At 62.6% G+C, this 9,511-nt stretch carries 9 protein-coding genes; 3 read left to right on the top strand and 6 right to left on the bottom strand.

The window, feature by feature from the left end:
- Positions 1-1,548, top strand: a 1,548-nt coding sequence (locus tag AC1DUU_RS13650) for an autotransporter family protein (protein ID WP_476783959.1), incomplete at its 5' end; no start/stop codon positions are given.
- A gap of 24 nt (positions 1,549-1,572) precedes the next feature.
- On the opposite strand, the gene AC1DUU_RS13645 is transcribed toward AC1DUU_RS13650, so the two are convergent.
- The 6 genes from AC1DUU_RS13645 to AC1DUU_RS13620 all read right to left on the bottom strand — a co-directional run bounded on the left by AC1DUU_RS13645 (position 1,573) and on the right by AC1DUU_RS13620 (position 7,148).
- A complete protein-coding gene (locus tag AC1DUU_RS13645; protein ID WP_476783958.1) occupies positions 1,573-1,896 on the bottom strand; it encodes a YnfA family protein in 324 nt (107 codons plus the stop codon).
- 122 nt (positions 1,897-2,018) lie between these two features.
- Positions 2,019-3,308, bottom strand: coding sequence for a class I SAM-dependent methyltransferase (locus AC1DUU_RS13640; RefSeq protein ID WP_476783957.1), 1,290 nt, complete (start codon positions 3,306-3,308; stop codon positions 2,019-2,021).
- A 146-nt stretch (positions 3,309-3,454) separates the two neighbouring features.
- Entirely contained in the window at positions 3,455-4,033 is a 579-nt protein-coding gene (gene rplI / locus AC1DUU_RS13635) for a 50S ribosomal protein L9 (RefSeq protein WP_476783956.1), read from the bottom strand.
- A 219-nt stretch (positions 4,034-4,252) separates the two neighbouring features.
- Positions 4,253-4,501, bottom strand: coding sequence for a 30S ribosomal protein S18 (gene rpsR / locus AC1DUU_RS13630; protein ID WP_019170551.1), 249 nt, complete (start codon positions 4,499-4,501; stop codon positions 4,253-4,255).
- Positions 4,501-4,980 carry a 30S ribosomal protein S6 gene (rpsF, locus tag AC1DUU_RS13625; protein WP_476783955.1) on the bottom strand — a complete coding sequence of 160 codons (480 nt, stop codon included), beginning with the start codon at positions 4,978-4,980 and terminating at the stop codon, positions 4,501-4,503. The genes rpsR and rpsF overlap by 1 nt, the downstream gene beginning before the upstream one ends.
- A 311-nt stretch (positions 4,981-5,291) precedes the next feature.
- Positions 5,292-7,148 (bottom strand): LTA synthase family protein, encoded by a 1,857-nt coding sequence (locus tag AC1DUU_RS13620; RefSeq protein WP_476783960.1) that lies wholly within the window; start codon positions 7,146-7,148, stop codon positions 5,292-5,294.
- A 430-nt stretch (positions 7,149-7,578) separates the two neighbouring features.
- On the opposite strand from AC1DUU_RS13620, the gene fabD reads away from it, so the two are divergent.
- Positions 7,579-8,520 carry an ACP S-malonyltransferase gene (gene fabD, locus AC1DUU_RS13615; RefSeq protein ID WP_476783954.1) on the top strand — a complete coding sequence of 314 codons (942 nt, stop codon included), beginning with the start codon at positions 7,579-7,581 and terminating at the stop codon, positions 8,518-8,520.
- 51 nt (positions 8,521-8,571) lie between these two features.
- Positions 8,572-9,309 (top strand): 3-oxoacyl-[acyl-carrier-protein] reductase, encoded by a 738-nt coding sequence (gene fabG, locus AC1DUU_RS13610; protein WP_476783953.1) that lies wholly within the window; start codon positions 8,572-8,574, stop codon positions 9,307-9,309.
- Positions 9,310-9,511 lie beyond the last annotated feature (202 nt).

Below are 9,511 nucleotides of genomic sequence, written 5' to 3'. Positions count from 1 at the left end.
ACCCAAGGCTCGACCTTCACTCTCAACGGCAATTTTGTCCTTGGCGACGCCCTGTCGAATACCGGCAGCTTCGACATCGATGCATCGAGCACATTGTTTGCCGGCGCAGGCGCCCATGGTGCTGTCCGCGCGTTCACGCCGGCAAATGCCGCGACGCTGACCAATGCCGGCACCATCGACCTGACCAATGGCGCGCCGAGTGCTGCCGACACGTTCACGGTGGCTGGCAATTATATCGGCGCTGCCGGCTTCCTGCGGCTCGACACGGTGCTTGGCAGCGACGGCTCGCCGTCCGACAAGCTCGTGATCCAGAACGGTACGGGTACAGGTTCGACTGGCATCGTTGTCGTCAAGGCCGGCGGAGCCGGGGCGCTGACTACCCGCGACGGCATCCTGGTTGTGGAAGCGACCGGCACGTCCACCTCCACTGCCGGCGCCTTCACGCTCGCCACGCCGCTGGCGTTTGGCGCGCACGAATATCTTTTGTTTCGTGGTGGCGTCAGCGCTGGATCGCAAGAGAACTGGTACCTGCGCTCCGAGTTTATCGATCTGGGCTCGCTACCCACCGATCCGGCCGCTCCGGTTCCCGGTGTGCCGATCCTCCGTCCCGAGACGGCGGTCTATTCGGTGCTGCCGCCGATGGCACGCGATCTCGCCATGTCGACGCTCGGCACCTTCCACGAGCGCCGCGGCGAGCAGAGCTTCCTTTCGGGCGGCGACAACTTTTCCACCAGCTGGGGCCGGGTTTTCGGCTCCAGCACCGAGCAGAGCTGGTCGGGCACCGTCTCACCTTCGACCGACGGCACGACCTTCGGAATTCAGGCCGGCCTCGACATGCTCCGCTCCGAAACGGAAACAGGCGCCCGCAACGTCGCCGGCATGTTCCTGGGATATGCCAGTCTCGATGCCGACGTGCGCGGCGCTGTCCTGGGCCAGATCGATCTCGCCGCCGGCAAGCTCGACCTCAATGCCTATTCGGTCGGCGGCTACTACACGTATGTCGGTGCCGGCGGCTGGTACCTAGATGGCGTGCTGATGGGCACATGGTTCGGTGGCGACGCGCGCTCAGACCGCGCCTTTGGCATCGACGCCKCTGGACGCGTGGTGACTGCTTCGCTGGAAGCAGGCGCGCCCATCGCCTTGACCGAGGGCTGGGTGCTTGAGCCACAGGCCCAGATCATCTGGCAGGACCTGTCCTTCGACGACGGCAACGACACCTTGTCGGCGGTCCGTTTCGACGAGGGTCGCAGCGTGACCGGCCGGATCGGGGCGCGGCTGCAGGGTACGTTCGACACCTCGTCAGGCCAGTTCAAGCCTTATCTCAAGGCCAATTTCTGGCATGGCTTCGATGGTGAGGACGTTACCTATTTCGACAGCGACGCGATCAAGGTCGAAACCGGCGGCACCAGGCTCGAACTCGGCGCCGGCATCACGCATGCCTTCACCGACAAGGTCAGCACCTTTGCCGTGGCCGACCACACCTTCAATCTCGGTGGCGAGCACAGCCGCGTCTTCGAAGGCAATGTTGGCCTGCAGGTCAAATGGTAAGGCGCCAAGCCTAGGTCGGGCGCTTCACGCGCTTCGTGGCGCGAGCAGGATGATCGAGGCGCCGAGAATGCAGATGACGGCGCCGATCATGTCCCAGCGGTCAGGCCGGATGCCCTCGGCGAGCCAAAGCCAGCTGAGCGAAGCGGCGATGTAGATGCCGCCATAAGCGGCATAGGCGCGGCCGGCGGCGTTGGCCTCGACCAGCGCCAAAAGCCAGGCAAAGGCGATCAGTGAAAGCAGGCCCGGTGCGAGCCAGAGCGGCGATTTTTCAAGCCGCCACCAGGCCCAGAAGGCAAAGCAGCCGGCGATCTCGGCAAGGGCGGCGGCAGCGTAGATGACATAGGTCATGAAAAAGGCCCGCGCGATCAGAGCGCCGCGCGTCCACTCTGACGCGCAAAGGACGCTCTAACAGTTAAAATTTGCAACGGGCCTATTTCCTACAAGCGAGGTGGCGGAGGCAAGGGCGGAACCTACTCCTTGTCCGCCACTTTCCTGCGGCGGCTGCTTTTGGCGGCAGGTTCGGTCTCGCGATGCGCCAGTTCGTGCATGGCGAGCGCCTTTTCGCACTTGCCGATATAGTCGCGGGTCAATGGCAGCGTGTCGTTGCGGTGAGTGAGCTGGATCTGGAACACCATCAGGTCCTGCCAGCGGAAGGCAGCTTCGGACGCCGCGAGATAGAACTCCCACATCCGGCAGAAGCGCTCGTCATAGATCGCCCTGGCTTTGTCGCGGTTGGCCGCAAAGCGTTTGCCCCAATGCTTCAGCGTGTCGGCATAATGCAGCCGCAGGATCTCGACATCGGTGACCATCAGGCCGGCCTTTTCAATCGCTGGCAGCACCTCCGACAGAGCGGGAATATAACCGCCGGGGAAGATGTGCTTGCGGATGAAGGCGCTGGTCGAGGCTGGGGGGCCGGCACGGCCGATCGAGTGCAGCACCATGACACCATCGGGCTTCAGGCGCTTGGCAACGTTGTCGAAGAAGGTGCGGTAGTGGTTGACGCCAACGTGCTCGAACATACCGACGGAAACGATGCGGTCGAAGCGCTCGACCAATTCGCGATAATCCCTGATTTCAAAATGGACGTGGCCGTCCAGCCCTTCTTCATGCGCGCGCTCGGTGGCGACAGCATGCTGCTCGCTTGACAAGGTGACGCCGAGCACCTGGACCTCGAAGCTGCGGGCCAGATAAAGCCCAAGTCCGCCCCAGCCGGAACCGATGTCGAGCACCGATTGTCCCGGCCTCAGCCGCATCTTGGCTGCGATATGCGCCTTCTTGGCGATCTGGGCCTCTTCCAGCGTCATGTCCGGATGGGTGAAATAGGCGCAGGAATATTGCATGTCGGCGTCGAGGAAGAGCCGGTAGAGATCACCCGACAGATCGTAGTGCCGCTGGACGTTGCGCTTGGCGCGCGCGGCGGTGTTGACCTGCTGAAAGCGCCGGAAGGCGAGCCTCACATTGTCGATCGCCTTGGTCCAGGCAGTGTCGATGCTGCCATTGCCGAGATTTTGGAAGACGACCCGCATCAGCCCGAGCACATCGCCACCGACGATGTCGACATCGCCGTCCATATAGGCCTCGGGCAGGGCTAGCATGGGATCGAGTGCAATGGCGCTCTCGGCGCGCCGTGTCTTGATCAGGAGATGTACCGGCTCGCCGGAACCGTCGCCGAATCGATGCGACCGCCCATTGGGGCCGGTGACTGTCAGATCGCCCGTGCGCACAAGCTTACCGACGATGCGTTGCAACAACATGTTCATGGCGTGCTCGCGAAAGAGGTCAGTCCTGTAGTCCGATCTTGGAAGATAGTGACAGTGCTGACAAGTTCCACGGCTGGCACAAAAAAAGCCCGGATGTTGCCATCCGGGCTTGGTCCAGAAAACTGGATAGAAGGCGTTGGCTGAAATCAGCCTTCGTCGCCTTCGCCGTCTTCGTTCGGATCAAAGAAGCTGTCCGGACGGGCGTTTTCGTTGATGTCGTCGCCGTAGATGGCCTCAGCCGTGGTCAGCGTCTCGCCCTTCGTCTGGCGCTCGGCTTCGTCGGCCGTGCGCGCGATGTTCAGCGTGATGGTGACTTCGACTTCGGCGTGCAGCGCGATCGCCACATTGGTCAGGCCGATGTTCTTGATCGGCTGGTTGAGCTCGACCTGGTTGCGGGCAACAGTGAAGCCTTCGGCGATCAGCAGGTCGGCGATGTCGCGGGTCGAGACCGAACCGTAGAGCTGGCCGGTTTCACCAGCCGAACGCACGATCACGAAGGTCTTGCCGTCGAGCTTGTCGGCGACCTGCTGGGCTTCCGACTTGCGCTCGAGGTTGCGGGCTTCGAGCTGAGCGCGCTGGCCTTCGAACTTCTTCCTGTTGGCTTCGTTGGCGCGGAGCGCCTTGCCCTTGGGCAGAAGGAAGTTGCGGGCAAAGCCGTCCTTGACCTTGACGGTGTCGCCCATCTGGCCGAGGCGGGAAATGCGTTCGAGGAGAATGACGTCCATTTTCCTGTCCTTTCGTTGGCTGCAAAGGCAGCGAATAAAATTCAACGGGCAAGGAAGCAGGGAAGGGCGGTACCGCCGGTTTCGCTGTCCTGCCTGTCGTTGCGGCAGTTAGGGGCTCTTGAGGAGACCCAACTCGGGATTTTGAGACTTAACCGGCCACGCCCGTCGCGGCAGGAAAATTCTGGCCCGGGCGACAAAGCACCCGGGCCAGAAAGCAGATCACTTCACCACGTAGGGCAGCAGGCCGAGGAAGCGGGCGCGCTTGATCGCCTTGGCGAGTTCACGCTGCTTCTTCTGGCTGACGGCGGTGATGCGCGAAGGAACGATCTTGCCGCGCTCGGAAATGTAGCGCTGCAGCAGACGCACGTCCTTGTAGTCGATCTTCGGAGCGTTGGCGCCGGAGAACGGGCAGGTCTTGCGGCGGCGATGGAAGGGACGACGGGTCGGGATCTGATTGATGTCGACCATTATTCTGCACCCCCTTCAACACCTTCGCGCGGACGGCGCGGGCCACGATCACCACCGCCATCGCGGTCGCCGAAGCTGCGCGGGCCGCGATCACCACGGTCGCGGTCGCCGAAGCTGCGCGGACGATCGCCAAAGCCACCACGCTCGGAGCGCTCTTCGCGCTTCTGCATCATGGCGGAGACGCCTTCTTCATGCGCGTCGACCTTGATGGTCAGGAAGCGCAGAACGTCTTCGGACAGGCCCTGCTGGCGCTCGACTTCCTTGACGGCAGCCGACGGAGCGGTGATGTCCATAAGCGTGTAATACGCCTTGCGGTTCTTGTTGACGCGGTAGGTGAGGGACTTCAGTCCCCAGTTCTCGACCCGGCCAACCGACCCGCCTGCTGCAGTGATGATGCCCTTGTAGTGTTCGACAAGTGCATCGACCTGCTGCTGCGAGAGGTCCTGGCGGGCAAGAAACACATGTTCATAAAGAGCCATAGCTTTTGCCTTTCTTCGTTTCGATCTTCCGGTCCCGGCGGCTAGAGCCTCTGCGACCTCGCTGACCCTTCGAGGGCCTTACGGCCTCCTCAGGGGAAGAAAGGAGCACGACGAGACGGTCGAGAGCGGAGACACGGGAGGCGGAAGCGTTTTCGCTTCACACGGAGACTTTCAAGAAAGCCTCCGGCCCTCCGTTCAGCCCCCAGCTGGGACCGGCAGATGGCGGGCGTCTACATGCTAAGTGCGGCCAAGGCAAGGGGCGGGGCCAAAAATCCCGCCGAAATCGGCCATTTTCTTGGGTTTTTCGCCGCTCAGCCGAGTGCCTCGGGTTGCAGGAAAAGCGGCGAGCGGGTGCGGTCGGCAACGACTTTGTCGACCGTCTCGGGGAAGAAGCCCTTGGCGCCGCGGCGCTTGCCGAACATCATGTCGTATTGCAGCCAGCGGAAATCGCGGATCGCCGGGTCGAGCTGTTTTGCGCGCGACCAGTCGAACACCGACTCGCCTTCGCGTGGTAGCAGCACGTTGCGGTCGACGACCCGGAATCGGTCATGCAGGTCGCCAAGGAAACCGGTGTAGTAGGGGTGGCTGATGCCGGCGGTCTCGAGCACATGCAGAGGCAGGAAGGCCGGGCTGATCGAGCCGATGTCGCGCGCGGGACCTGTGCGGTTCGACCACACCACCAGCGGCGTTTCGTGCTGGACCAGCATCTCGCCGATCGCCGCCTTGCGCTTGGCAACCGGCTCTTTCATGAAGCCGGTCTCGACATAGACGGGCCCGAGCGGCGGCAGGTGGTCACCGAAGAAGGCGATCACGGTCGGGCGCTCGCGCTTGCTCGCCCAGTCCATCAGCCGCTTGAGGCCGCGGTCCGCGTCAGAAGCGCCCTCGGCATAGGTCAGGATCGAATCGCGTGCCCACTGCGTCGTTGCGGCCTCGACCTTGTGGGTCGTGTCGCTGTAGCGGTTCGGCTCGTAAGGGCCGTGGCTCTGCAGGGAGACCGCAAAGAAGAAGAACGGATGCTCGGTCGCATCGGCTTCGCGGATGATCTCTTCCATCAAGGCGGCGTCGGATGCCAGCGGCCCGCGCTTTTCGAGCGGCGGCAGGTTTTCTTCCGACATGAACTTGTCGAAGCCGAAGGCCTGGTAGACAGGCGCGCGGTTCCAGAACCAGCTGCCGAACGGATGGATGGCGCGGGTCTCGTAGCCTTCGCTCTTGAAGAAGGTGGCCAGCGAAGGCACCGGCGCGCGGACATATTGCTGGTAGGGAATGGAGCCGGCCGGCAGGAAGGCGTTGGAGAAACCGGTCAGGGCCTCGAACTCGACATTGGCGGTCATGCCGCCGAATTCGGGCGAAAAAACATGGCCCGACTGCGATGCGCGTGCATTCTTTATAGGATCGGGTGCGATCGATACGCCAGGCAGAAGCGTCGGATCCCAGAAGGATTCGCTCATCACGATGATGACGTCGGGCTTTTCCTCCGGCAGGGCCGCGACAGCCTGTTCAGGCCGGGCAATGGCGTCGATCGCCTTTTCGGAATAGCCCTCCGGCGCCTTGACCTTGGCCATCGGCACATTGAGCGCGAAGGCGATGGCAAAGCCATTGGAGGCGTAATTTTCCTTCTGGTCCCACATCATGGGGATGATCTGGAGGCGGTCGCGCGTCCACGAAAAGGTCGCGTAGTCCATGATCGAGACAAAGAAGGCGAGGGTTGGAATGGCGATAGCGAGACGCGAGACGCGGGCCCAAAGCGTCAAGGTCGGCATGCGGCGGCGCCAGTAGCGCCAGGCCAGCACAAGTAGCGAGATGCCCACGATCAGGCCGACGGCAATGCCGATGCCGGCGAGGGGCCGTTCACGAACGAGCAGCGGCATCAGTTCGACGATCTGACGGGCGTAGAGGAAATCCGTCGGGTAGAGCGGGTCGCCGAGATAGAGCGATTTCTGATGGCCGACGAAGGCGAGCACGAGTGCGACGGGCGCAACGATCAAAAGGCCATTATAGGGCCGCCCGAGAAGCGCATCGAGAGCGATGATCAAAAGGGCAAACAGGGCGACCGTCGTCCAGCTCGGCTTGAACGGCTGCTGGAAGAAGTTGAGGGTGTCGACGAAGGAGCCGCGCGCGACCAACTCGATGGCAAAGACCAGCACCGCCGAAACGGCGAGCGTGACCATGACCGAGCGCAGCACGCACAAAGTATAGGCACGCCGGCCACGCGCTCGCGCGGCCTCGTTTTCGTCATCTCTGACGACGGCCTTGCCGTCCGCCAATTGCTTTGCCAACTCAACTTCCCCGGGCGCTCGACAGCGGCGTCACGCAACTGTCACAAAACGGTCATCGAAAACCTAGCGCATATGGCAAAATTGAGAAGGATGAGGCAAACAAAAGGTGTTTCGTATTAATCATCTGTGATTATTTGCCCCAGCGGGGTCCCRAAGCCCTCAAGACTTGACTTCACGGTATCCATTGCGCCAGAGGCACAACGATGTGGCGTGATGCTTGTTCCCGAACGTGCAAGGGCGCTCCACGTGATAAGTCTGCGCATCGCACCCGGTGAAACCGATTCCGGTTCGGGCCGATGCGGCAAGTAGCCAGGAGACCAACATGGCCGTTGCATTCACTTTCCCGGGGCAGGGCAGCCAGGCTGTCGGCATGGGCAAGGAACTCGCCGATGCTTTTCCCGAAGCGCGCCGCGTGTTCGAAGAAGTCGATGATGCATTGGGCGAAAAACTTTCGAAGCTGATCTGGGAAGGTCCTGAAGAGACGCTGACGCTGACGGCCAACGCCCAGCCGGCGCTGATGGCGGTGTCGATGGCTGCCTTCAGGGCGCTGGAATCGCGCGGCCTGTCGCTCAAGGACAAGGTTTCATACGTCGCGGGGCACTCGCTCGGCGAGTATTCGGCACTAGCTGCCGCTGGCTTTGTTTCGGTCGCCGACGCGGCGCGCCTGCTGCGCATCCGCGGCGACGCCATGCAGGCGGCGGTGCCGGCCGGGCAGGGCGCGATGGCTGCGATCATCGGACTGGAGCAAGCCGATGTCGACGCCGCCTGTGCTGAGGCTGCCCAGGGTTCGGTGTGCCAGATCGCCAACGACAATGGCGGCGGCCAGCTGGTGATCTCGGGCGAGAAGGCGGCCGTCGAACGCGCCGCCAAGCTCTGCACCGAAAAGGGCGCCAAGCGCGCGCTGATGCTGCAGGTCTCAGCGCCTTTCCATTCGGCGCTGATGGCGCCGGCGGCTGAAAAAATGCGCGAAGCACTCGCCGGGGTGAAGAAGCATCCGCCGATCGTTCCGGTTGTCGCCAACGTCTCGGTTCAGCCGATCACCGATCCCGAAGAGATCGCCGCCCGCCTCGTCGAGCAGGTCACCGGCCGCGTGCGCTGGCGCGAGACGGTCGAATGGTTCGGCAACAACGGCGTCACCACACTTTACGAAGTGGGCGCCGGCAAGGTGTTGTCGGGCCTCGCCCGCCGCATCAACAAGGACATCGCAACGGCTGCGGTCAACAACCCGGCCGACATCGACGCGGCAATCGCCGCACTCGTCTGAACAATTCAATCGACCCGCCCGTGAAGGGCGATCTCTGAAAGGGATTGAAAAATGCTCGATCTGACCGGCCGCAAGGCACTCGTCACCGGCGCATCCGGGGGCATCGGCGAAGAAATCGCCCGCATCCTCCACAAGCAGGGCGCCATCGTTGGCCTGCACGGCACACGCGTTGAAAAGCTCGAGGCCCTGGCCAGCGAGCTCGGCGACCGCGTGAAACTGTTTCCGGCCAATCTCGCCGACCGCGATGAAGTCAAGGCGCTGGGCCAGAAGGCCGAGGCCGATCTCGAAGGCGTCGACATCCTGGTCAACAACGCCGGCATCACCAAGGACGGCCTGTTCGTGCGCATGTCCGACGCCGACTGGGACAGTGTCATCGAGATCAACCTGACGGCGATGTTCCGCCTGACGCGCGAGTTGACGCACCCGATGATGCGCCGCCGCCATGGCCGCATCATCAACATCACCTCGATCGTCGGCGTCACCGGCAATCCTGGCCAGACCAACTACTGTGCCTCCAAGGCGGGCATGATCGGCTTTTCCAAGTCGCTCGCCCAGGAGATCGCGACCCGCAACATCACCGTCAATTGCGTCGCCCCCGGCTTCATCGAATCGGCAATGACGGAGAAGCTCAACGACAAGCAGAAAGAGACGATCATGGCCGCGATCCCGGCCAAGCGCATGGGCACCGGCAAGGAAGTTGCTTCGGCCGTCGCTTATCTCGCTTCCAACGAAGCAGCTTATGTCACTGGCCAGACAATCCATGTAAATGGCGGCATGGCGATGATCTGATTGACGCAATAGGCCGGGATAACCGGCCCTTTTGCCTTGGACGCGGTGAAGTTTTCGTGTATTGCCGCGCTCCATCAGGTGGCCGGGCCGAAACCGGACCGCCACCCGAGCGCTTGGGAAAGCGCAGATTACAGCTTGATTAGCGGCAATCCGCCCGCTAACGAAGACCTAACAAACATCAGACTGAGGATGCCCACATGAG

This window comes from Aminobacter sp. P4_H6_2, assembly GCF_056400805.1.
This window is presented reverse-complemented; position numbering and strand designations above follow the sequence as displayed.